This window comes from Staphylococcus sp. Marseille-Q1834 (genome assembly GCF_916858875.1).
Classification (GTDB): domain Bacteria; phylum Bacillota; class Bacilli; order Staphylococcales; family Staphylococcaceae; genus Staphylococcus; species Staphylococcus pragensis.
The window spans coordinates 1,584,353-1,605,514 of sequence record NZ_CAKASN010000001.1 but is presented as its reverse complement, the minus strand read 5'-3'; the positions used below and the strand labels follow the sequence as shown (position 1 = coordinate 1,605,514).

At 34.8% G+C, this 21,162-nt stretch carries 30 protein-coding genes; 6 read left to right on the top strand and 24 right to left on the bottom strand.

The annotated features are described in order from the left end of the window. Positions 1-18 precede the first annotated feature (18 nt). The 20 genes from rpmD to rpsJ all read right to left on the bottom strand — a co-directional run bounded on the left by rpmD (position 19) and on the right by rpsJ (position 8,771). A complete protein-coding gene (gene rpmD, locus LIX58_RS07920; protein WP_001096576.1) occupies positions 19-198 on the bottom strand; it encodes a 50S ribosomal protein L30 in 180 nt (59 codons plus the stop codon). 16 nt (positions 199-214) lie between these two features. Next, positions 215-715, bottom strand: coding sequence for a 30S ribosomal protein S5 (rpsE, locus tag LIX58_RS07915; protein ID WP_011275137.1), 501 nt, complete (start codon positions 713-715; stop codon positions 215-217). A gap of 20 nt (positions 716-735) precedes the next feature. Further along, on the bottom strand, positions 736-1,098 hold the full coding sequence (gene rplR, locus LIX58_RS07910; protein WP_103297690.1) for a 50S ribosomal protein L18: 363 nt from the start codon (positions 1,096-1,098) through the stop codon (positions 736-738). Positions 1,099-1,129: 31 nt separating this feature from the next. After that, positions 1,130-1,666, bottom strand: a complete 537-nt coding sequence (rplF, locus tag LIX58_RS07905) for a 50S ribosomal protein L6 (RefSeq protein ID WP_126565802.1) — start codon at positions 1,664-1,666, stop codon at positions 1,130-1,132. 24 nt (positions 1,667-1,690) lie between these two features. Beyond that, entirely contained in the window at positions 1,691-2,089 is a 399-nt protein-coding gene (rpsH, locus tag LIX58_RS07900; protein WP_002448514.1) for a 30S ribosomal protein S8, read from the bottom strand. 30 nt (positions 2,090-2,119) lie between these two features. Further along, positions 2,120-2,305 (bottom strand): type Z 30S ribosomal protein S14, encoded by a 186-nt coding sequence (locus tag LIX58_RS07895; RefSeq protein WP_001140799.1) that lies wholly within the window; start codon positions 2,303-2,305, stop codon positions 2,120-2,122. A 23-nt stretch (positions 2,306-2,328) separates the two neighbouring features. Further along, on the bottom strand, positions 2,329-2,868 hold the full coding sequence (gene rplE / locus LIX58_RS07890) for a 50S ribosomal protein L5 (RefSeq protein WP_103329033.1): 540 nt from the start codon (positions 2,866-2,868) through the stop codon (positions 2,329-2,331). A 25-nt stretch (positions 2,869-2,893) separates the two neighbouring features. Then, positions 2,894-3,211 carry a 50S ribosomal protein L24 gene (gene rplX, locus LIX58_RS07885; protein WP_033079619.1) on the bottom strand — a complete coding sequence of 106 codons (318 nt, stop codon included), beginning with the start codon at positions 3,209-3,211 and terminating at the stop codon, positions 2,894-2,896. Positions 3,212-3,246: 35 nt separating this feature from the next. After that, positions 3,247-3,615, bottom strand: a complete 369-nt coding sequence (gene rplN, locus LIX58_RS07880; protein WP_002466492.1) for a 50S ribosomal protein L14 — start codon at positions 3,613-3,615, stop codon at positions 3,247-3,249. 31 nt (positions 3,616-3,646) lie between these two features. Continuing rightward, on the bottom strand, positions 3,647-3,910 hold the full coding sequence (rpsQ, locus tag LIX58_RS07875) for a 30S ribosomal protein S17 (protein WP_011275131.1): 264 nt from the start codon (positions 3,908-3,910) through the stop codon (positions 3,647-3,649). Positions 3,911-3,936: 26 nt separating this feature from the next. Next, a complete protein-coding gene (gene rpmC / locus LIX58_RS07870; RefSeq protein WP_000644737.1) occupies positions 3,937-4,146 on the bottom strand; it encodes a 50S ribosomal protein L29 in 210 nt (69 codons plus the stop codon). Beyond that, positions 4,136-4,570, bottom strand: coding sequence for a 50S ribosomal protein L16 (gene rplP, locus LIX58_RS07865; protein WP_103329034.1), 435 nt, complete (start codon positions 4,568-4,570; stop codon positions 4,136-4,138). The genes rpmC and rplP overlap by 11 nt, the downstream gene beginning before the upstream one ends. Before the next feature lie 2 nt (positions 4,571-4,572). Continuing rightward, the gene (gene rpsC / locus LIX58_RS07860; RefSeq protein WP_103297686.1) at positions 4,573-5,226 is read right to left on the bottom strand and encodes a 30S ribosomal protein S3; all 654 of its coding nucleotides are present in this window, start codon (positions 5,224-5,226) and stop codon (positions 4,573-4,575) included. Positions 5,227-5,249: 23 nt separating this feature from the next. Beyond that, positions 5,250-5,603, bottom strand: a complete 354-nt coding sequence (gene rplV, locus LIX58_RS07855) for a 50S ribosomal protein L22 (protein WP_103297685.1) — start codon at positions 5,601-5,603, stop codon at positions 5,250-5,252. Positions 5,604-5,630: 27 nt separating this feature from the next. Further along, entirely contained in the window at positions 5,631-5,909 is a 279-nt protein-coding gene (rpsS, locus tag LIX58_RS07850) for a 30S ribosomal protein S19 (RefSeq protein WP_001829710.1), read from the bottom strand. A 64-nt stretch (positions 5,910-5,973) separates the two neighbouring features. After that, entirely contained in the window at positions 5,974-6,807 is an 834-nt protein-coding gene (rplB, locus tag LIX58_RS07845; protein WP_103297684.1) for a 50S ribosomal protein L2, read from the bottom strand. 39 nt (positions 6,808-6,846) lie between these two features. Then, the gene (gene rplW / locus LIX58_RS07840) at positions 6,847-7,122 is read right to left on the bottom strand and encodes a 50S ribosomal protein L23 (protein WP_002448403.1); all 276 of its coding nucleotides are present in this window, start codon (positions 7,120-7,122) and stop codon (positions 6,847-6,849) included. Continuing rightward, positions 7,122-7,745, bottom strand: a complete 624-nt coding sequence (gene rplD / locus LIX58_RS07835; protein WP_126565803.1) for a 50S ribosomal protein L4 — start codon at positions 7,743-7,745, stop codon at positions 7,122-7,124. Before rplD ends, rplW begins: the two co-directional genes overlap by 1 nt. Positions 7,746-7,771: 26 nt before the next feature. Beyond that, the gene (gene rplC, locus LIX58_RS07830) at positions 7,772-8,434 is read right to left on the bottom strand and encodes a 50S ribosomal protein L3 (RefSeq protein ID WP_053028556.1); all 663 of its coding nucleotides are present in this window, start codon (positions 8,432-8,434) and stop codon (positions 7,772-7,774) included. A gap of 28 nt (positions 8,435-8,462) precedes the next feature. Then, on the bottom strand, positions 8,463-8,771 hold the full coding sequence (gene rpsJ / locus LIX58_RS07825) for a 30S ribosomal protein S10 (protein WP_001118667.1): 309 nt from the start codon (positions 8,769-8,771) through the stop codon (positions 8,463-8,465). A gap of 397 nt (positions 8,772-9,168) precedes the next feature. Between rpsJ and LIX58_RS07820 the strand changes: the two genes are divergently transcribed. After that, entirely contained in the window at positions 9,169-9,564 is a 396-nt protein-coding gene (locus tag LIX58_RS07820; protein WP_226386236.1) for a hypothetical protein, read from the top strand. Positions 9,565-9,624: 60 nt separating this feature from the next. On the opposite strand, the gene LIX58_RS07815 is transcribed toward LIX58_RS07820, so the two are convergent. Both LIX58_RS07815 and LIX58_RS07810 read right to left on the bottom strand, forming a co-directional pair. After that, positions 9,625-10,959, bottom strand: a complete 1,335-nt coding sequence (locus tag LIX58_RS07815) for an NCS2 family permease (RefSeq protein ID WP_226386235.1) — start codon at positions 10,957-10,959, stop codon at positions 9,625-9,627. A 112-nt stretch (positions 10,960-11,071) separates the two neighbouring features. Next, entirely contained in the window at positions 11,072-13,207 is a 2,136-nt protein-coding gene (locus LIX58_RS07810) for a DNA topoisomerase III (RefSeq protein WP_226386234.1), read from the bottom strand. 151 nt (positions 13,208-13,358) lie between these two features. Between LIX58_RS07810 and LIX58_RS07805 the strand changes: the two genes are divergently transcribed. From LIX58_RS07805 to LIX58_RS07795, 3 genes are all read left to right on the top strand, one after another. Then, positions 13,359-14,228 carry a GNAT family N-acetyltransferase gene (locus LIX58_RS07805; RefSeq protein WP_154837687.1) on the top strand — a complete coding sequence of 290 codons (870 nt, stop codon included), beginning with the start codon at positions 13,359-13,361 and terminating at the stop codon, positions 14,226-14,228. A 185-nt stretch (positions 14,229-14,413) separates the two neighbouring features. After that, entirely contained in the window at positions 14,414-15,277 is an 864-nt protein-coding gene (locus LIX58_RS07800; protein WP_226386233.1) for a GRP family sugar transporter, read from the top strand. A 29-nt stretch (positions 15,278-15,306) separates the two neighbouring features. Then, positions 15,307-16,098 (top strand): glucose 1-dehydrogenase, encoded by a 792-nt coding sequence (locus LIX58_RS07795; protein ID WP_126565809.1) that lies wholly within the window; start codon positions 15,307-15,309, stop codon positions 16,096-16,098. A 124-nt stretch (positions 16,099-16,222) separates the two neighbouring features. On the opposite strand, the gene LIX58_RS07790 is transcribed toward LIX58_RS07795, so the two are convergent. Beyond that, a complete protein-coding gene (locus tag LIX58_RS07790) occupies positions 16,223-17,131 on the bottom strand; it encodes an AEC family transporter (RefSeq protein WP_154837689.1) in 909 nt (302 codons plus the stop codon). Between the two features lie 139 nt (positions 17,132-17,270). Here LIX58_RS07790 and LIX58_RS07785 point away from each other — a divergent pair, with 139 nt between their 5' ends. Then, positions 17,271-17,438 carry an SE1832 family protein gene (locus tag LIX58_RS07785; protein ID WP_126565811.1) on the top strand — a complete coding sequence of 56 codons (168 nt, stop codon included), beginning with the start codon at positions 17,271-17,273 and terminating at the stop codon, positions 17,436-17,438. 72 nt (positions 17,439-17,510) lie between these two features. Next, a complete protein-coding gene (gene mspA / locus LIX58_RS07780) occupies positions 17,511-17,828 on the top strand; it encodes a membrane stabilizing protein MspA (RefSeq protein ID WP_126565812.1) in 318 nt (105 codons plus the stop codon). 85 nt (positions 17,829-17,913) lie between these two features. Here mspA and LIX58_RS07775 read toward each other — a convergent pair whose 3' ends face one another. Continuing rightward, a complete protein-coding gene (locus LIX58_RS07775; protein ID WP_226386232.1) occupies positions 17,914-21,108 on the bottom strand; it encodes an efflux RND transporter permease subunit in 3,195 nt (1,064 codons plus the stop codon). Positions 21,109-21,162: the final 54 nt, after the last annotated feature.

Genomic DNA, 21,162 nt, shown 5'->3' with positions numbered 1-21,162 from the left:
TTATAGGCACCTCCTTAATTATTTTTCTTCAACTGTTAATAAGTGTTTAACTTTGTTGATTTGCCCACGGATTGCAGGGTTATCTTCAACAACTACTGAGCTATTAGTCTTTTTAAGACCTAAAGCTTCAACAGTTTTACGTTGTGTTTCAGGACGACCAATAACACTACGAGTGAGGGTAATTTGTAATTTAGCCATTATTTATTTTCCCTCCTTAATTATATAATTCTTCAACTGATTTGCCGCGTAATTTAGCAACATCTTCAGCGTTTTTAAGGTTTTGTAAACCATTGATTGTAGCACGAACCATGTTAATTGGTGTGTTAGATCCTAATGATTTACTTAAGATATCAGTGATACCTGCTAATTCTAATACGGCACGTACTGGACCACCAGCGATAACTCCTGTACCAGGTGCAGCTGGTTTCATGAATACGCTACCTGAACCATAACGACCAGTAATTGTATGAGGAGTAGTTCCTTCAACACGTGGAACGACTACTAAATCTTTTTTAGCTGCTTCTACAGCTTTTTTGATAGCTTCTGGTACCTCTTGTGCTTTACCAGTACCGAAACCTACACGACCATTTTTATCTCCAACTACTACTAATGCAGTGAAACGGAAACGACGTCCACCTTTAACAACTTTAGCAACACGGTTGATTGTAACAACGCGTTCTTCAAATTCTTTCGTTTCTTCTTCTCTACGAGCCATGTGTTTGTCCCTCCTTTAAATTAAAATTCTAATCCGCTTTCTCTAGCAGCTTCTGCTAATGCTTTCACACGACCATGGTATAAGTAACCGCCACGATCAAATACGATTTCTTTAATACCTTTGTCAGATGCTTTTTTAGCAATTGCTTCTCCTACTTTAGTTGATAAATCAACTTTTGAAGAAGATTCGTTAGCAATGTCTTTATCTTTTGATGAAGCTTGAGCTAATGTTTGACCATTAACGTCATCAATAATTTGAGCATAAATGTGTTTGTTTGAACGATATACATTTAAACGTGGTTTTTCAGCTGTACCTGATAATTTAGTACGCACACGAGCATGTCTTTTCAAACGCACTTTGTTTTTATCAATTTTACTGATCATATTATTACTCCTTTCTTGAGAGAGTTATCTATTATTTACCAGTTTTACCTTCTTTACGGCGAACATATTCACCTTGGTAACGGATACCTTTTCCTTTATAAGGTTCTGGAGGTCTTATTGAACGGATGTTAGAAGCGATAGCTCCAACTTGTTCTTTAGATACACCAGATACGCGTACTGTTGTGTTTTTCTCTACTGCGAAAGTAATGCCATTTTCAGCTTTAATTTCAACAGGATGAGAGTAACCAACGTTTAATACTAAGTCATTACCTTGCATTTGAGCACGGTAACCTACACCAACAAGTTCAAGTGTTTTTTCAAAACCTTGAGAAACACCTTGTACCATATTGTTTAATAAAGCACGAGTTGTACCGTGAACTGTTCTGTCTTCTTTAGAATCAGTAGGTCTTACAACTTCTAATGTGTTTTCTTCTTGTTTGAAAGTCATTCTTTCATTAAATGTTCTAGTTAATTCACCTTTAGGACCTTTTACAGTAGCAGTATGACCATCAAAAGTTACTGTAACGTCGCTAGGAATGTCAATAATTTTCTTACCAACACGACTCATGTTATGGCACCTCCTTATTTATTATTACCAAACGTATGCGATAATTTCTCCACCAACATTACGTTTTCTAGCTTCTTTATCAGTGATAACACCTTCAGAAGTTGAAACTAATGCAATACCTAAACCGTTTAATACTTTAGGTACTTCGTTTGCTTTAGCATAAACACGTAAACCTGGTTTAGAGATACGTTTTAATCCTGTGATAACACGTTCATTGTTTTGTCCATATTTTAAGAATAAACGAATAACACCTTGTTTATCATCTTCAACATATTCTACGTTTTTAATGAAACCTTCATTTTTTAAGATTTCAGCAATTTGTTTTTTAATGTTAGACGCAGGTAATTCTAATTTCTCGTGACGCACCATGTTTGCGTTTCTTACACGAGTAAGCATATCTGCGATTGGATCTGTCATTGTCATTGATTGTTGCCTCCTTTCAGACTCTTTATATTACCAGCTAGCTTTGCGTACGCCAGGAATTTGGCCTTTGTAAGCTAATTCACGGAAACAAATACGGCATAATTTGAATTTACGATATACAGAATGTGGACGACCACAACGTTCACAACGAGTATATTCACGTACTGCATATTTTTGTTTTTTCTGTTGCTTAGCAACCATAGAAGTTTTAGCCACTTAATTAGCCTCCTTTTTAGAGATTATTTACGAAATGGCATACCGAAGTTTGTTAACAATTCACGAGCTTCCTCGTCAGTGTTAGCAGTTGTTACGATAACAATATCCATTCCTCTTACTTTACTTACTTTATCATAATCGATTTCTGGGAAAATTAATTGTTCTTTAACTCCTAGAGTGTAGTTACCACGACCATCGAATGCTGTTTTAGAAACACCTTGGAAGTCACGTACACGAGGTAATGAAACTGCGATTAATTTATCTAAGAATTCATACATTCTTTCTCCGCGAAGAGTAACTTTTGCACCGATTGGCATACCTTCACGTAAACGGAATGTTGCAACTGATTTTTTAGCTTTTGTGATTAATGGTTTTTGACCAGTGATTAATTCTAACTCTTCTACAGCATTATCTAATACTTTAGAGTTTTGAACTGCATCACCTACACCCATATTTACAACGATTTTTTCGATTTTTGGTACTTCCATTACAGAACTATAGTTAAATTTTTTCACTAAGTTTTCAGTAACTTCAGTATTATATCTTTCTTTTAAACGGTTCAAAGTGGATCCTCCTTTCAACTAGTTATTAATTATTAGTTTTGATTTCTTCGCCTGATTTTTTAGCGATACGAACTTTTTTACCATCAACAAATTTGTAACCAACACGAGTAGGTTCATTTGTTTTAGGGTCTAATAATTGTACGTTAGAAACATGGATAGCTGCCTCTGTTTCTAAGATTCCACCTTCAGGATTTAATTGAGTTGGTTTTTGGTGTTTTTTAATAACGTTAACACCTTCCACAACGACACGGTCTTTTTTAGGTTCAGTAGCGATAACTTTACCTTCTTTACCTTTGTCTTTACCTGCGATAACTTTTACGTTGTCACCTTTTTTGATATGCATGTGGGCACCTCCTTAAATGATTTGGTTTTTATATATTAAAGTACTTCTGGTGCTAATGATACGATTTTCATGAAGTTACCTTCACGTAATTCACGAGCAACAGGACCAAAGATACGAGTACCACGTGGGCCTTTGTCATCACGAATGATAACACATGCATTTTCATCAAATTTGATATAAGAACCATCATTACGACGTACGCCTGATTTAGTTCTAACTACAACAGCTTTGACTACGTCACCTTTTTTAACAACGCCACCTGGTGTTGCATTTTTAACAGTACATACGATAACATCGCCGATGTTCGCTGTTTTGCGACCAGATCCACCTAATACTTTAATTGTAAGAACTTCACGAGCACCAGAGTTGTCTGCTACTTTTAAACGTGTTTCTTGTTGGATCATTAGTTAAACCTCCCTTATCTCTAATCTTGTATTAAATAATTACTGATTCTTCAACAATTTCTACTAAACGGAAACGTTTAGATGCTGATAAAGGACGAGTTTCTTGAATTTTAACAATGTCCCCTAATTTAGCTGAGTTGTTTTCATCATGAGTTTTATATTTTTTAGAGTATTTTACTCGTTTGCCGTATAATTTGTGTGTTTTGTAAGTTTCAACAAGTACAGTAATAGTTTTGTCCATTTTATCTGAAACAACTTTACCTACATAAACTTTACGATCGTTTCTTTCACTCACTTTTGTAACCTCCTCTTTCATATAAATTATTGATTAGCTTTACTTTGTTCGATTTCTCTTTCACGAGCAACAGTTTTTAGACGTGCAATCGTTTTTCTAACTGTACGAATACGTGCAGTTTCCTCTAATTGACCTGTAGCTAACTGAAAGCGTAGGTTAAAAAGCTCTTCTTTTGAAGATTTGATTTGTTCTTCGATTTCTGAAGTGGTTAAGTCTCTAATTTCCTTAGCTTTCATTTGTTTCACCACCCAATTCTTCACGTTTTACAAACTTAGTTTTTACAGGAAGTTTGTGACTTGCTAAACGTAATGCTTCACGAGCTACTTCTTCAGATACACCCGCAACTTCAAATAAAATTCTACCTGGTTTCACAACTGCGATCCAGCCTTCAACAGCACCTTTACCGGCACCCATACGTACTTCTAAAGGTTTTTTAGTATATGGTGTATGAGGGAAGATTTTGATCCAAACTTTCCCGCCACGTTTCATGTAACGTGTCATAGCAATACGAGCAGATTCGATTTGACGAGAAGTGATCCAAGACGTTGTAGTTGCTTGTAAACCAAACTCACCAAATGTTACAAAGTTACCGCCTTTTGAACGACCAGTTGTTTTTGGACGATGTTGACGACGATATTTAACACGTTTTGGTAGTAACATTATTATTTTCCTCCTTCACTAGTATTCTTAGTAGGAAGAACTTCACCACGATAAATCCATACTTTGACACCTAATTTACCGTAAGTAGTGTCAGCTTCAGCGTGTGCATAATCAATGTCAGCACGTAAAGTATGAAGTGGAACAGTTCCTTCTGAATATTGTTCAGCACGAGCGATGTCAGCTCCGCCTAAACGACCTGATACTTGAGTTTTGATACCTTTAGCACCAAGTTTCATAGCTCTTGAAATAGCTTGTTTTTGTACACGACGGAATGAAGCACGGTTTTCTAATTGACGTGCGATGTTCTCAGCAACTAAACGAGCATCGATATCAACTTTTTTGATTTCGATAACGTTGATGTGTACTTTTTTATCAGTTAATGTGTTTAATTTGTTACGAAGTTTTTCAATTTCAGAACCGCCTTTACCAATTACCATACCTGGTTTACCAGTGTGGATAGCAATGTTAATACGGTTAGCAGCACGTTCGATTTCAACGTGAGAAACTGATGCTTCTTTTAATTCGTTATCAATAAATTTACGGATTCTTAAATCTTCGTGTAAAAGTGAAGCGAAGTCTTTTTCAGCATACCATTTAGCTTCCCAGTCACGGATGACTCCGACACGAAGTCCGATAGGATTAATTTTTTGACCCACAGTATTCCCTCCTTAAATAATTATTAAGCTTCTTTAGCTTCTTCTTTACCGTCACTTACGACGATTGTAATGTGGCTTGTACGTTTGTTGATTGCACTTGCACGACCTTGTGCACGTGGACGGAAACGTTTTAAAGTTGGTCCTTCATTTGCATATGCTTCTTTAACAACTAACTCATCAGTGTTCATATCATAGTTGTGTTCAGCATTTGCTAAAGCGGACATTAATACTTTTTCGATTACTGGTGATGAAGCTTTGTTAGTTAATTTTAAAATTGCAATAGCTTCTCCAGCGCTTTTTCCTCTAATTAAGTCAAGAACTAATCTTACTTTACGAGGTGCGATTCTGATTGTTCTAGCAACCGCTTTTGCTTCCATTAGGATTTCCTCCTCTACTTCTATTTATTATCTTCTAGTTTTTTTATCGTCTGCAGCATGTCCTTTGAATGTACGAGTTGGAGCAAATTCACCTAATTTGTGACCTACCATATCCTCAGTTACATATACAGGTACATGTTTACGACCATCGTATACTGCAAAAGTATGACCGATGAAATTTGGGAAAATTGTAGAACGACGTGACCATGTTTTGATTACTTGTTTCTTTTCACTTCCGTCTTGAGCTTCTACTTTTTTCATTAAATGATCATCGACGAAAGGTCCTTTTTTAATACTACGAGCCATTTGGGCGCCTCCCTTCTTATTGTGTGCGTGCAGCTGTTACGCCGCACACCCAAATAAGTTGTTATTATTTTTTCTTACGTCCACGAACGATAAGTTTGTCTGATGATTTTTTACCACGACGAGTTTTCTTACCAAGCGTTGGTTTACCCCATGGTGACATTGGAGATGGTCTACCGATAGGAGCACGACCTTCACCACCACCGTGTGGGTGATCGTTAGGGTTCATTACAGAACCACGAACTGTAGGACGGATACCTTTCCATCTTGAACGTCCGGCTTTACCAACGTTAACTAATTCATGTTGTAAGTTACCAACTTGACCGATTGTAGCACGGCATGTTGATAAAATCATACGAACTTCACCAGAGCGTAATCTGATTAATACGTATTTACCTTCTTTACCAAGTACTTGTGAACTTGCACCTGCTGAACGAGCAAGTTGTCCACCTTTACCAGGTTTTAATTCGATATTGTGAATTACAGTACCAACTGGAATGTTTTGTAATGGTAATGCATTACCAACTTTGATATCTGCATTTTCACCACTTTCAACTGTTTGGCCTACTTGTAATCCTTTAGGAGCGATGATGTAACGTTTTTCACCATCTGCATATACTAATAATGCAATGTTTGCTGAACGGTTTGGATCATATTGAATTGAATCAACTTTTGCAGTGATTCCATCTTTATTACGTTTAAAATCGATAACACGGTATTGACGTTTGTGTCCTCCACCATGATGGCGAACAGTCAATTTACCTTGGTTGTTACGGCCCGCTCTTTTCGGTAGCGGTTGTAATAATGACTTTTCAGGTGTTGATTTCGTAATTTCTGCGAAATCTAAGCTAGTCATATTACGACGACCATTTGTTATTGGCTTATATTTTTTAAGAGCCATTGTCGCTTACCTCCTTAATGGTAACATTTATTTTATTTTTTAGTTGAATAAATCGATTGAACCTTCTTTTAGTTTAACAATCGCTTTTCTTCTTTTATTTGTATAGCCTTGGTAACGGCCCATACGTTTTTTCTTAGGTTTGTAGTTGATGATGTTAACACTTTCAACTTTTACGTCGAAAATTTCTTCAACTGCAATTTTAACTTGTGTTTTATTAGCACGAGTATCTACGTCAAAAGTATATTTATCTTCAGCCATAGCTTCAGAAGATTTTTCAGTGATTACGGGGCGCTTAAGAACATCTCTTGCTTCCATTATCCGAGCACCTCCTCAACTTTTTTCGCAGCTGATTCAGTGATAATAACACTATCAGCGCTAGTAATATCTAATACGTTTAAACCTTGTGCAGTGCTTACTTGTACACCAGGGATGTTACGTGCAGATAATTCAACATTTACATCATCATTTTCAGTAACAACTAAAACTTTTTTAGGTTGTTCAAGTGTAGTTAATACATTTTTGAATTCTTTTGTTTTTGGAGCATCAAAACCAAAAGTATCAACGATTGTAAAGCTATTTTCTTGAACTTTGAATGATAATGCTGAACGTAATGCTAAACGACGCATTTTCTTAGGCATTTTGTATGCGTAACTTCTTGGAGTTGGTCCGAATACGATACCACCACCGCGCCATTGTGGAGCACGAATAGTACCTTGACGCGCACGTCCTGTACCTTTTTGTCTCCAAGGTTTACGTCCACCGCCGCGAACTGCTGAGCGATTTTTAACTGCGTGAGTTCCTTGGCGTAATGAAGCACGTTGTAAATTAATTGCTTCGAAAAGAACACTGTTGTTTGGTTCAATAGCGAATACTGAATCGCTTAATTCAACTGAACCTGATTTAGATCCGTCTACTTTTAATACATCATAATTAGCCATTATGCTTTTCCTCCTTTCGCTACTTATTATTTATTACCTTTTTTAATTGAAGTTTGGATTTCTAAGAAACCTTTTTTAGGTCCAGGTACATTACCTTTTACTAAAATAACGTTGTTATCAGTGTCAACTTGAACTACTTCTAAGTTTTGAACTGTAACTGTGTTACCACCCATACGTCCAGGCATTTTTTGGCCTTTGAATACTCTTGAAGCATCTGAAGCCATACCTACTGAACCTGGCGCTCTGTGGAAATGAGAACCGTGAGCCATTGGTCCACGTGCTTGGCCATGACGTTTAATTGCACCTTGGAAACCTTTACCTTTTGAAGTACCTGTTACATCAATGATGTCTCCAGCTTCAAAAGTATCAACTGTGACTTCTTGACCTACTTCGTATTCATCAACGTTAACGTTTCTGAATTCACGAATGAAGCGCTTAGGTGCTGTGCCTGCTTTTTTAGCGTGACCTTCAGCTGGTTTGTTAGCATATTTATTTGATTTAGCATCTTTTTTATATGCTTTTTTGTCTTCAAAACCTACTTGGATAGCGTTATAACCATCAACTTCTTCAGTTTTCTTTTGTAATACTACGTTTTGGCTTGCTTCTACTACTGTAACTGGGATTAATTCACCGTTTTCTCCGAATACTTGAGTCATCCCAATTTTTCTTCCTAAGATTCCTTTGGTCATCGAAAGTCCACCTCCTAAAATTTATCTATTATAATTTAATTTCGATGTCTACACCAGATGGTAAGTTTAAGCCCATTAAAGCATCAACTGTTTTTGGTGTTGGGTTAACAATATCGATTAAACGTTTATGTGTACGTTGTTCGAATTGTTCACGAGAATCTTTGTACTTGTGTACCGCACGAATGATTGTATAAACTGATTTCTCAGTTGGTAATGGAATTGGTCCAGAAACATCTGCACCAGAACGTTTTGCAGTTTCAACAATTTTCTCTGCTGATTGATCAATCACTCGGTGATCATAAGCTTTTAATCTGATTCTGATTTTTTGTTTTGCCATAATTTTCCCTCCTTGTTCGTCTACATTTAAGTGATAGACTTCTCCACGAAAACTATCTCACACAACGCCATGGCAAAGCGGCCGGGTGTGTCAGTAACCTTTCGCTTCATCGCTTTCTTCAAGTCCAACATTAGATATGATACATGAAAAACATTGATAAATCAAGGTTTTTCTGTAACTTTTTATGTTCTTGTCTAACACATACTTTAGTATTGTACTGGAAATGTTTATGTAGTTCAACCATTTTGGGTAAATTTTTTCCCTTTTTTCTAAATTTCATTATAATAGGTATATAAAGTAATGAGATGAAAGCAATTTAATACTTTAATGAAAGTTTTTAGTATTTAAATTATTTAGTTTCTTTCGTACTCATGAATCATATGGAGGTGAATAATGAATGAAAAGCAGTGTTAAAGTAACATTAGCGATTTTAAGTATCTTTTTATTAGCATGTGAATTTTTCTACGGCATTCCATTTTTAGGAGGCAGTGTCATTTTAAGTTTTGGCTGGCATCCTCTCTTACTGAATGCTTTCTTATATTTAATAGTAGGAATTGTTTTACTAGTTGATTCTCAGAACGCTATTAAGCCAATGGCAGTTATTCCTTTAATAGGTATAATTGGTTCTTTTATTGCGTTTATCCCTGTAGTCGGTATGTTTACACACTGGGTGCTCTTCTTTTTAATGGTATTTTTCGTATTTATCGTTTTAAGCGCACCAACTTATCTTCCTAATAAAGACGCTCGCGTAATCTATACTCAACATAAAAACAGAGATGAACGTCATAGATAATGTTTAAATAATAGATAAAAGACGAGGTAGCCTTCTTTCAAGGCTACCTCGTCTTTAATTTTAACCGTGTACAAATACAAAGTATAAAATGAATAGTACCATTAATACATACATAATCGGATGTACTTCTTTATGTTTTTTAGTAATTAACATTGTAATAGGATAAAATACGAATCCACATGCAATACCAGTCGCAATTGAATACGATAATGGCATCATAATGATTGTGATAAATGCTGGTACAGCTACTTCAAATTTTTTCCAATTAATTTCTGCAAAGTTAGCAGCCATTAAAATACCAACTACTACTAATGCTGGCGTAGTTACAGCACTTGTAACCACTTCAATTAATGGACTAAAGAATAAAGCTAATAAGAAACAGAAACCTGTAACTACACTCGCAAAGCCAGTACGTGCGCCTACAGCCACACCTGAAGTTGATTCAATATATGATGTAGTAGTTGTTGTACCGAAGATAGCCCCTACAATCGTTGCTAATGAATCGGCAAATAACGCTCTACCTGCTCTTGGTAATTTGTTATCTTTCATCATTCCTGCTTGTGTTGCAACGGCAACTAGTGTTCCTGCAGTATCAAAGAAATCAATAAAGAAGAATGTTAAGATAACGATTAAAAATTGAATCGTAAATAATTGGCTTGGATCTTTGAATGCTTCAAATGCAGCACCAAATGTTGGTGTAATACTTGGAATCTTCCCTACCACGCCTGATGGTGGATGAATTAAACCAGTTAACATACCTGTAACTGCAGTAATAATCATACCAATGAAGATTGAACCAGGTACTTTTTTAGCATAAAGAATAATTGTTACAACGATACCAAAGATTGCTAATAATACTGGTCCTTTAGTTAAATGTCCAAGTGTTACTAATGTAGAATCATTTTTCACAATAATTCCAGCACTTTGTAAACCTACAAATGTAATAAATAACCCGATACCTGCTGAGACAGCCATTTTCATCTGATAAGGAATCGCATTAATAATTGTCTCTCGCCACCCAGTAGCAGTTAGGATAGCGAAGAATATTCCTGAACAGAGCACACCAGTTAAACCAATTTGCCAAGGAATGCCCATTGTTAAAACAACAGTAAAGGCGAAGAATGCGTTAAGTCCCATACCTGGTGCTAAAGCAATTGGATATCTAGCAATAAGACCCATGAATAATGAACCAACGAATGCGGCTAATGCTGTCGCCACAAAAATTGCGCCTTGATCCATTCTCATATCCGCAGAAACGCCTTTTACTCCAGCTAAACTTAGAACTTGTGGGTTAACGGCTAAGATATATGCCATTGATAAGAAAGTTGTGATACCACCGATGATTTCTTTCTTGTAGTTAGTACCATACTTGTTGAATTGGAAGTATTTTTTCACGGCTTTAAACTCCTTTTTTTGAAATACTTTAATATTTTAATATTACTTTTCGAAAAATACAATACTAAAAACGAACTTTTATCAAAAGATAACGCTTTAAGTTCGATTTTATCTAAAGTTTTAAATTTTTCAGTGCATCTTTAAACGGATTATTATCGATTGTTTCCTCTTTGTTCATATACTTCTTCATATCTTTTTTAGAAACTTTGCCGTTTGATTTATTTTTTAATCGTTGATCCATATGCGCTTGCGTCTCTGTATGACCACAGACACAACGATAGACCGCATCTTTCCCTCTACCGAATAATGTCATTTTCTTTTTACAGTTTGGACAGCGCGCATTGGTTTTACGTTGTACATTCTTCTTCGTATTACATGACGGATCTTGACAGACAAGCATCTGACCATTTTTCGTTTTTACTTTTATCATGAATTTCCCACATGTTGGGCATTCTGTTGTCGTTAAGTTATCATGCTTATACTTTTGTTCACTGTTTTTAATTTTATTGACGATATCTTTCGTAAAACCTTTCATTTCATTGATAAATTGTTGGGCATTATATTTTCCCTTTTCAATCATCAATAACTTCTCTTCCCATTCAGCCGTTAGTAATGGTGAAGTTAGTTCTTGAGGTGCTAACTCTAATATTTGTTTACCTTTTGAAGTGACTTTAATTTTGCCATCTCTTGATTCAATCGCATTGATATTAAACAGTTTTTCAATAATGTCCGCTCGAGTCGCCACAGTCCCAATACCACCAGTTTGCTTAAGCGTATTGGCATGTTTTTTATTATTTAACTGAATATAGTTTTGAGGATTCTCCATCGCTTTAAGTAATGTACCTTCATTAAAGTACTCTGGAGGTGTCGTTTCATGTTCACTCACTTTAGTGCTTTGAATTTTATACGTTTCCCCTTTTTGAAAATGAAGTTCTTGTACTTGATGATCTGAATCTTTTCTAAGTGCTTTAAATCCTAATTGACGTGTCACCTTGTCATTAAACTCAAACGTATCATTGTTTACGTTTAAAGTGACTTTAACCGCTTCGTATTCATGTGGCATCATCAATGATTCTAAAAATCTTTCGGCTACCATTAAATAAATTTTCTCTTCTCTATTACTCAAGCTTTGCATATCTGGACGGACTTCTGTTGGAATAATAGCATGGTGATCCGATACTTTCTGATTGTTAAAGATACGCATTTTAGATGAATACGATTTATTAATTAACGGACGGATATTCTCTTTATAGTCAGTAGCTAATAATGCTTGTAAACGTTCCTTAATAGTGTCAGCCATGTCTTCAGATAAATAGTTAGAATCTGTACGTGGATACGTTAATATTTTATGACGTTCATATAAATTTTGAATAGTGTTTAACGTCTCTTTAGGACCCATTTTATATCGTTGATAGGCTTCTTGTTGTAAATCAGTTAAATTATAAAGTGGTCTAGGATAACTTTTCTTCACTTTAGACTCTACATAATCAATGCGTCCTTGAGCATGTTTAACCTTTTCAGCAATCATTTCAATGTCGTCTTTATTTACTATTCGCTTGTCTGTTTTTAATTGGAAAGTAACACCATTAACTTGTACACCCAATGTATAATATTTCTGTGGTTTGAAATGATTAATGTCTTGTTGACGAGATTGCACAAGTTGAATCGTTGGTGTTTGTACTCTACCTAATGATAATTGAGCATCATATTTCGTAGTTAACGCGCGTGTCGCGTTGATACCCACAATCCAATCCGCTTCACTACGTGCTAACGCAGCACGGTATAAATCATTGTAGGCTCTACCATCTTTTAAATGTTTGAAGCCTTGTTGAATCGCCTTTTTAGTCACCGAACTAATCCATAAACGTTTAATCGGTTTTTTATTTCTTACTTTGTCCAATATAAGACGTGCTACTAGTTCTCCTTCTCGACCAGCGTCTGTCGCAATAATGATGTCTTTTACTTCATTTTTTAAAATGAGGGATTTAACTGTTTTAAATTGCTTACTCGTCTTTCCAATAACAATTGTTTGCATATGTTTTGGAATAATAGGTAAATCTTCAAGTTTCCATTCTTTATACGCTTTATCGTAATGTTCTGGTTGCGCATTGGTCACAAGATGCCCTAATGCCCAAGTCACAATGTAACGCTCATTTTCAATAAAGCCATTACGTTTTCCGCTTATATTTAAAGCCTCGGCAATATCACGTGCTACTGAGGGCTTTTCTGCTAAGATAAGTGATTTCATAAAACTTTCCTTTCAATATAACAATTGGTTATAGACAAATTTCATTCATATGTCTCTCATTGTAACATGTAAAGCAATAGACATAACTTTCATTTAAATGTAAATAAATTTATAATTAATTTAGAAAATCAGACCGAAATGGAGGTACGCTATGGATATCATTAAATTAAGCGATTTAAACCAAATTCTGTCTTTTTTAGAAACATCGTCAAACGAATTCGCCTCTTATGTATACAAATTACCTACAGATCAAGTTGAAATGAAAGTTTTATTGGAACAGTCTCTTACATCTCCTGGTATATTCTCATTAAGTGAAAATGATACTACTTATGCCATGATAACTGCTATTGAATATGAAAAGCATAAATTTAAAGTAGTGGGACCATTCGTAAACTCTGAAGTGTCCTTTAGTCAAAATGACTATCAATCATTGTTTAATGCACTTCGTGATTCTCAAGATACTAAGGCGGTATTTAACTTTTCATATAATGAATGTATTCAAACTTCCAAGCCTTTAATGAAAAATATAGATGCCAGTTACAATTTTACCGATTACTATCTCAATGTAGCGTCACCTATACAACGTTCTGATCACCTCCAAAATATTATTGAATATCAGCCAGGTTTTCAACGCGCTTTTACTAAATTACATCAACAAACTTTTAAACATAACGTACTATCAGGTCAAGAAATTATAAATTCCCTTGATGAGAATAATCATTTATTCTTATTTGTAAGTGAAGGATTATTAAAAGGTTACTTATATTTACAAGTGTCTCCTCAAATTTCAGTCGCTGAAATTCGTTATTTTAGTTCGCACACAGATTATCGTTTAATGGGGATTGCCTTTGATCTATTATCCTTCGCTATTGATTATGCATTTAACCATTATGATTTAGAAAAAGTATATTTTAAAATTCGCAGTAAAAATGCTACATTAGTTGAACGCTTTAATGAATTAGGTTTTAAAATAGACACTGAATACAAGAAATACAAATATCTCTCTTCAAACGTTCATTAAGAATAAACTGAATATAATATGCCTACGATTTTCAAAAATTCGAAATCGTAGGCATTTTTTATTTTCAAAAAGTTTGGATATTCGTGAGCAATTCAATTCTCACATAATATAATTTCAGATACACTAATTTCAAGTGTTATAAGAAAGGAACACTGTAATAAATACATAAGGAGAGTGAGTCAATAATGCAATTTATTGATTTCTTAATCGCATTATTACCAGCGTTATTTTGGGGGAGCGTTGTCTTAATCAATGTGTTCGTAGGCGGCGGACCTTACAACCAAATTCGTGGTACTACGCTAGGTACTTTAATCGTTGGGATTATATTACTACTATGCGGTAAAGCTGAATTTAATAACATCACTGTTATTATTGTTGGTTTAATTTCTGGTGCGCTTTGGGCATTTGGTCAAGGTAACCAGTTACGTTCTGTACAACTCATTGGTGTATCTAAAACGATGCCTATTTCAACAGGAATGCAATTAGTAGGTACAACATTATTTAGTGCCATTTTCTTAGGAGAATGGAGTACAGGCACGCAAGTAACTATGGGACTTATCGCTATGGTATTACTTGTTACTGGTATCGCCCTAACCTCATTAAAAGCTAAGAATGAAAGAAAATCGAATGACCCTGAATTTAAAAAAGCGATGATGATATTAATCATTTCTACAATTGGCTATGTCGGTTATGTAGTTATTGGTGATATCTTTGGTGTCAGTGGTACGGACGCTTTATTCTTCCAATCAATCGGTATGGCTATTGGTGGTTTCTTACTATCTATGAAACACGAAACAAATATCAAATCAACTGCATTAAACCTTATCCCTGGTATAGTGTGGGCTGTTGGTAACCTGTTTATGTTCTATTCACAACCTAAAGTCGGTGTTGCTACAAGTTTCTCATTATCACAATTACTTGTTATTGTTTCTACACTTGGTGGTATATTCCTATTAGGTGAGAGAAAAGATAAACGCCAAATGATTGGTATTTGGTCAGGTATCGTATTAATCATTGTTGCTGTAGTGATCTTAGGTAACTTAAAATAATTACATTTAAATATTAAGGAGGAATTAAGATGTTTCCAGATTTAGAAAATAAAGTAGTTGTTATTACAGGTGCAAGTAGCGGTATTGGTAAATCATTCGCCGAAAACTTTGGTAAAGCAAAAGCAAAAGTCGTTTTAAATTATCGTTCTGATCGTAATTTAGATGAGATTGAAGACCTTAAAAAGACGATTACTAATGCAGGTGGACAAGCGATTGCTGTTCAGGGCGATGTATCTGTAGAAGATGATGTTAAAAATTTAGTTCAATCAGCTGTAAATGAATTTGGTACGTTAGACATTATGATTAATAATGCTGGTTTTGAGAAACCTATCCCTTCTCATAAAATGCCATTAGATGAATGGCAAAAAGTGATTGATATAAATTTAACAGGTGCTTTCATTGGTTCACGTGAAGCGGTTAACCAATTCTTAAAAGAAGATAAAAAAGGTGTCATTATTAATACATCAAGTGTTCATGATACAATCCCATGGCCAAACTATGTTAACTATGCTGCCAGTAAAGGCGGTTTGAAATTAATGATGGAAACAATGTCTATGGAATATGCTCAATACGGCATTCGCATTAATAACATCTCACCAGGTGCAATTGTTACTGAACATACGAAAGAAAAATTCTCTGATCCTGACACTAGAGCTGAAACACTAGAAATGATTCCAGCTAGAGAAATTGGTGAAGCACAAGACATTTCAAACGTAGCATTATTCTTAGCTTCTGATTTGGCAAGCTATATCCACGGTACAACTATCTATGTGGATGGTGGAATGATGAATTATCCTGCCTTTATGGGTGGAAAAGGATAATCAAACTACTTATGTGTCCAATTCACCTAAGAGTGCAACTTCCATTTTAAAAAGTTTCATACTTATAAAAAAGCAAGCAACTCGCCCCTTGAGTTGCTTGCTTTTTACATATTTAAATAATTCATTATACAAATAATGCTTGATATACATACAAGATAATAATACTTATTACGATAGAAATGTTGGTTACCATACCTACAAGTGGTAGCGTCTTATATTTAAATTGAATAGAATATGGAATAATAGCTACCCCTACTGGTAATAACCAAGCAATGAGTAATGTCGTTTTAATCATATTATCTGAAACTGGTAAGAAGTAGTGTACCATCAGACCGGCAAATAGTCCTAGACCGTAATGTGCGACTAAATACTTGATTGCGATTGGTAAAAAGTGACGTTCAATATTAAAGTTAAGCATCACGCCTAGTAATATCATAGATAAAGGCATGTTAGCTTTTGAAATAATAGTAAAGAAATCAATAGCTACGTGCGGTAAGTGAAGATTAGACATATTTAATATAAACATGACGATATATGTCACTAATGGCACAGAGGTAATTAACTTTTTCCCTAAAAATTTAAAATTGAATTGGTCGGCCCCTTCACTAAAGTAACTTCCTACAAAGTACGTAATACCAAACATGATAATGGCACCGCCTATATCCGCCATACCAAAATAAACCATACCATTCTTAGGCCAAATCGTATTGACTAATGGATAGGCAAATAAACCAATATTCAATGAAGCTGTCATCATTCCTACTGAACCTTTAATATGGTTATCATATTTCCTAAATAGCATAATAACGATTAACTTAGCAATTACACCATAAACAATCATCATAATGGGTAGAATTGAAAAAGAAAAATCTAAATCAGCACTATTTAGATTAACGATAACTAAAGAAGGTAATGTGACATTTAATACGAGTGTGGAAAGTACTTGACTGTCTGCTGCTTTTAAGAAATTAATTTTCTTTAAGAGATATCCTAATGCAATTAATAAAATGATCATTACAAATTGCTCTGTCACATCAATTCCTTCTTTCTTATTTACTGTTATATTACAGTTAATAACTGTAACACAACTTCCATAATTTTTAGAAGTGTCTTGTTCATGCTATAATTCAACTAAATTATAAAGCCAAAAATAAAAAGGAGTGCCATACATAATGGATTTAGAATCTCAATTAGATGAACTCAAATATGATTACACGCGTTTGCAAAATGATTTAGAGAAACGTGAATCATTAAATCAAAATATAGACCCTTTATTGAAACAACTTGAAGATATCGAGAAAGAAATTGCTAACATTCGTTCAAAATTACGTCAGAAATAAGAGATATAAGCCTCTAGTCAGAAAGATATCAGAATGCTATGATATTAGTCATGATAGAAAGGATGTTATCAGGTGAAACTCTACCTACTTTTATTACCTATATTATATCTTATCGTTAGTTATATCACTATTTTTAAAATGCACTCTGTATTCACGCGTATTTTAAGAATCGTGATGGGCATATTATTATTATTTGTAGTAGCCATTACTACTTTAAAATTCCCTGCAGAGAATTGGTGGGTCTTCGTCGTTCTAGTTCTTTTAGTAGGTAATGTAGAAGTTACTGCATTCAAAGCCTTAAAGAATGATCACAAAGGTGTTTCAATTCTAAATATATTATCATTAATTTTATTCGTGATATACATTATTTTAACTTTTGTAATGTATTAATATTTGAATGATACAACATTTTTAAATTAAAAAATAGAGAGGGTGTGCGCCTGTTTTAGAAACAGGCGCCACCCTCTTTTTTTATTTATCTACGTGTTAATTTATTTTTCAAAGTAAATAAAATTTCATAAATAACTGGTACTACAATTAATGTGAGTAATGTTGATGATATTAAACCACCAATAACCGTAGCTGCCATACCTTTAGAAATAAGGATTGAACTGTCTTGTCCGAATAGAAGCGGTAATAATGCACCGATTGTAGCAATCGCAGTCATTAAGATAGGTCGAATACGTGTGCCACCCGCTTCGAGTAACGCCTCTTTCATAGGCATACCTTGCTTCTCATTCGTAATTACTCTATCAATCAACACAATTGCATTGGTTACTACGATACCAATTAACATTAATAAACCAATTAAACTTGGTACTGAAATCGTTTCACCTGTAATGAGTAATGCAAGCACTACACCGATGATTGTAAATGGTAATGAGAATAGTATTGTAAATGGTGCTAAACCACCTTTAAATGTAATAACTAATACCAAGTATACAATCACGATAGCAACTAACATCGCAAAGGCCAATTGACTAATAGCTTGATTGATATCATCTGTCGCGCCACCAACATTAATCTTCACATTATCTGGTTTATCGATATGATTCACTTTTTGCATGACTTTACTTGATGTGCCACCTACGTCAGAAGCAATGACTTTACCTGAAACAGTAGTTGAATAATCGCCATCTTCTTGATTAAGTTGACTTGGTGTTGTCGTATGTTCAAGTTTAGCAATATCTTTGAGTTTTACTTTCTCACCAGTTGGCGACTGTAATTCGATATTATTGATCTTATCGCGTGACCAGTCTGTTTGTTTATTTTGTTTTACTTTAACATCTACTTTATTACCAGCTTCTTTGACAGTGGTAATTGTTTTCTCTGGTAAATTTTCATTTAAATTTAATGCCAATTGTCCAGCTGAAATACCTTTGTCTGTCGCTTTGTTTTGATCAACCTTAATTTCATATTGATCATAAGTTTGAGATAAATCTGATTTAACATTTGCTACGCCATCGACAGATTTCATTTTATCTTCAACTTTAGCAACTGTATCTTTAATTGCATCAGGCGACGGACCTTTGACGGTTACTTCTATTGAGTTATTACCAGCACCCGTACCCATATCTAGATTTTTCCATTCTCCTGGGTCCTTCATTTTCGCTAAATGAGAAACAACTTTGTCAGGTTCCTCATCAAAGTTAGGCGTATCTTTATCGTATTCAACCATAATAGCCATACTATTAGTACTACCTGTTGGATCCGCTGGAGAAGGTCCTCCTACTGAATATTGCACGGTTTTAACTTTTTTCTTACTTTGTAAGTATTGTTGTGCTTCTTTCGCGTGATCAAGTACCGCTTCTTTCGTTTCACCAGGTTTAGGTGTATACGTTACAGCTAAGAATTTATCTTCTCCTGCTGAAATGAAACTTGTACCTAATTTTGCACCGCCGAGCACGACACTTCCAACTAAGATGACTAAACTGATAATAATAACAATCCATTTATGATTCAGTGACCAACTTAATACGCTTCGATAGCCTCTACTAATCGCCCCAAGACCTTTAGTCTCATTCGTACTAGTCGGACGTTGTTTTGTTTTAATTCCTTTTTTGAAAAATGTAGAAGCCAACGCCGGCACCACGGTAATAGAAACTAATAATGAAGCTAATAAACTGAAAGCAATCGCTAATGCAAATGGTCTAAACATCTCACCCACTGAACCCGATACAAAGGCAAGCGGTAAGAATACAATGATTGTAACGATAGTTGAAGATAAAATAGGTTTAAATACTTCACGAGTCGCACTAATTACTAAATGATTGCCTTTTAATGATTCATCAGGGTCAGATAAGCGTCGATAAATATTTTCTACTACAACAATCGAGTCGTCTATCACACGTCCAATTGCGATAGTTAACGCACCCAACGTTAAAATATTTAACGATACGTTACTTAATTTTAAAGCAATCAACGCGATTAAAATAGACAATGGAATTGAAACAATAGAAATCGCAGTAGTTTTAATATTTCTTAAGAATAATAGGATAACGATAATTGCTACTATTGTACCTAATGCTGCTTTTTCAACCATTGTATACAGTGAATCTTGAATTGGTTTAGCAGTATCCATTGTTTTAGTGGCTTTAATATCACTATTATTTTTTACAAACTCATCAATTTTTTTCTGCGTTTCGCGAGCGACTTGAACTGTATTTGCATCTTGCGCTTTCATCACTTGAACGTTCACTGCATCTTTACCATTTGTTTTAGAAATAGATGAGCGTTCATCTCCAACAGTGACTTTAGCCAGCTCTTTTAATGGTACGCTTGGCATCTTGCCACTATCGCCCATTGACATTGAACTACTTTGAGATTTTTGACCGCTACTTGAGGTAGAAGCATCGTCTCCTGTACTACTCATGCTATTACTATCAGAATCATCGTCTCCACTACTTGATTGACCTTGCCCACCTATAGTTAGTGGTATTTTTAAATCTTTCAGTGCATCAACGGATTTAAATTGTCCGTCAACGACTAGTGATTTTTCATTATTACCAAATTGGAATAAACCAAGTGGTGTTTCACGAGTAGCTGTTTTAATATAATTCTCAACATCATCGGCAGTTAATCCTGCTTCATCAAGTTTATCTTGCTTAAATTTCAATGTCACTTGACGTGTTGTTTGACCATTTAATTGTGCATTTTGTACTCCATCTACAGTTTGTAGTTTGGGAATTAATTGCTCATTAATTTCTTTAGTTGTTTTTTTCAAATCATTTTTACTATTAGTAAATGAATAAGCGACAATCGGGAATGCATCCATTGAATTACGTGTTAATTCTGGTTCACTGATACCATCTTTAAAATCTATTTTATCAATTTCTTTTTTCAAGACTTCTTCAGCTTTGTCCATGTCAGTGTTATTGTCATATTCTACGCTTACAATCGAAGCATTTTGAATCGATTGCGTTTTAACACTTTTAACATAAGCCAAAGACCTTACCTGTTGATCTATCTTTGAACTTATTTCATCCTGTGTGGTCTGTGGGGTGGCACCAGGCATTGTTGTCTGTACAGATATCACTGGATTTTCCACATCAGGTAATAATTCAAGTTTTAATTTTGCACTTGAATAGACGCCACCTAAAATAATTAATACTACCATTAAGAAGATAGCGAACTTATTACCTAATGAGAATTGAAGCATTTTCTTAATCATTACGTCACTTCCCTAAACGTTTTTAAAACTCATTGCTTAGTTTGAGTTTTCATT

What these genes read in the sequence shown, in the direction of transcription:
- rpmD (WP_001096576.1), bottom strand. Translation starts at nt 198, where the DNA reads ATGGCTAAATTACAAATTACCCTCACTCGTAGTGTTATTGGTCGTCCT.
- rpsE (WP_011275137.1), bottom strand. Translation starts at nt 715, where the DNA reads ATGGCTCGTAGAGAAGAAGAAACGAAAGAATTTGAAGAACGCGTTGTT.
- rplR (WP_103297690.1), bottom strand. Translation starts at nt 1,098, where the DNA reads ATGATCAGTAAAATTGATAAAAACAAAGTGCGTTTGAAAAGACATGCT.
- rplF (WP_126565802.1), bottom strand. Translation starts at nt 1,666, where the DNA reads ATGAGTCGTGTTGGTAAGAAAATTATTGACATTCCTAGCGACGTTACA.
- rpsH (WP_002448514.1), bottom strand. Translation starts at nt 2,089, where the DNA reads ATGACAATGACAGATCCAATCGCAGATATGCTTACTCGTGTAAGAAAC.
- rplX (WP_033079619.1), bottom strand. Translation starts at nt 3,211, where the DNA reads ATGCATATCAAAAAAGGTGACAACGTAAAAGTTATCGCAGGTAAAGAC.
- rplN (WP_002466492.1), bottom strand. Translation starts at nt 3,615, where the DNA reads ATGATCCAACAAGAAACACGTTTAAAAGTAGCAGACAACTCTGGTGCT.
- rpmC (WP_000644737.1), bottom strand. Translation starts at nt 4,146, where the DNA reads ATGAAAGCTAAGGAAATTAGAGACTTAACCACTTCAGAAATCGAAGAA.
- rplP (WP_103329034.1), bottom strand. Translation starts at nt 4,570, where the DNA reads ATGTTACTACCAAAACGTGTTAAATATCGTCGTCAACATCGTCCAAAA.
- rplV (WP_103297685.1), bottom strand. Translation starts at nt 5,603, where the DNA reads ATGGAAGCAAAAGCGGTTGCTAGAACAATCAGAATCGCACCTCGTAAA.
- rpsS (WP_001829710.1), bottom strand. Translation starts at nt 5,909, where the DNA reads ATGGCTCGTAGTATTAAAAAAGGACCTTTCGTCGATGATCATTTAATG.
- rplB (WP_103297684.1), bottom strand. Translation starts at nt 6,807, where the DNA reads ATGGCTCTTAAAAAATATAAGCCAATAACAAATGGTCGTCGTAATATG.
- rplW (WP_002448403.1), bottom strand. Translation starts at nt 7,122, where the DNA reads ATGGAAGCAAGAGATGTTCTTAAGCGCCCCGTAATCACTGAAAAATCT.
- rplD (WP_126565803.1), bottom strand. Translation starts at nt 7,745, where the DNA reads ATGGCTAATTATGATGTATTAAAAGTAGACGGATCTAAATCAGGTTCA.
- rplC (WP_053028556.1), bottom strand. Translation starts at nt 8,434, where the DNA reads ATGACCAAAGGAATCTTAGGAAGAAAAATTGGGATGACTCAAGTATTC.
- rpsJ (WP_001118667.1), bottom strand. Translation starts at nt 8,771, where the DNA reads ATGGCAAAACAAAAAATCAGAATCAGATTAAAAGCTTATGATCACCGA.
- LIX58_RS07820 (WP_226386236.1), top strand. Translation starts at nt 9,169, where the DNA reads ATGAAAAGCAGTGTTAAAGTAACATTAGCGATTTTAAGTATCTTTTTA.
- LIX58_RS07810 (WP_226386234.1), bottom strand. Translation starts at nt 13,207, where the DNA reads ATGAAATCACTTATCTTAGCAGAAAAGCCCTCAGTAGCACGTGATATT.
- LIX58_RS07805 (WP_154837687.1), top strand. Translation starts at nt 13,359, where the DNA reads ATGGATATCATTAAATTAAGCGATTTAAACCAAATTCTGTCTTTTTTA.
- LIX58_RS07800 (WP_226386233.1), top strand. Translation starts at nt 14,414, where the DNA reads ATGCAATTTATTGATTTCTTAATCGCATTATTACCAGCGTTATTTTGG.
- LIX58_RS07795 (WP_126565809.1), top strand. Translation starts at nt 15,307, where the DNA reads ATGTTTCCAGATTTAGAAAATAAAGTAGTTGTTATTACAGGTGCAAGT.
- LIX58_RS07785 (WP_126565811.1), top strand. Translation starts at nt 17,271, where the DNA reads ATGGATTTAGAATCTCAATTAGATGAACTCAAATATGATTACACGCGT.
- LIX58_RS07775 (WP_226386232.1), bottom strand. Translation starts at nt 21,108, where the DNA reads ATGATTAAGAAAATGCTTCAATTCTCATTAGGTAATAAGTTCGCTATC.